Annotated in this window: 1 protein-coding gene; it reads left to right on the top strand. The window is 70.0% G+C overall.

The window, feature by feature from the left end:
• A partial coding sequence (locus ACYVDE_RS25270) for a TIM-barrel domain-containing protein (protein WP_460504268.1) occupies window positions 1-659 on the top strand: 659 nt, incomplete at both ends.

The following is a 659-nucleotide window of genomic DNA, read 5'->3' as shown; positions in this document are numbered from 1 at the left end:
AGCCAGTGGGCCGCGCTGCTGCAGGACAAGTACGCGCAGGAATTCCCGACGCCGCGCCTGTTCAACCTCACGCGCTCGGGCTTCGCGGGCATGCAGCGGCTGGGCGCCACACCCTGGAGCGGCGACGTGCAGCGCTCGTGGAGCGGTCTGCAGGCACAGGTGCCGCTGATGCTGGGCATGGGCCTGAGCGGCGTGGGCTACGAGCATTCCGATGCCGGCGGCTTCACGGGCGGCGGCCAGAACAACGAGCTGTACGCGCGCTGGCTGCAATTCGCGGCCTTCACGCCCATCATGCGGGCCCACGGCGAGGGCGTGCCGCCCGAGCCGGTGAACTATCCCGAGCCCTACAAAAGCATTGTGCGCGACTACGCCCGCCTGCGCCACCGCCTGCTGCCCACCACCTACACCCTGGCCTGGGAAAACAGCCAGACCGGCGCGCCCCTGGCCCGCCCGCTGGGGTTCAGTGAACAGTTGGCAGTGGGCAGTTCTCAGAGCGCTAACGCCAACGACGCCTACCTGTGGGGCGACAACCTGCTGGTGGCCCCCGCCCTCAATGCGGGCCAGACGCAGCGCACCGTGACCCTGCCCGCCGGCGGCCCCTGGATTGATTACTGGACCAACCAGCAGTACGCCGGCGGCAGCACCGCTACGCTGCCCGC

It is taken from the genome of Hymenobacter agri (assembly GCF_054778495.1).
The sequence above is the reverse complement of the archived record's forward strand: the minus strand, read 5'-3'. Positions and strand labels throughout refer to the sequence as shown.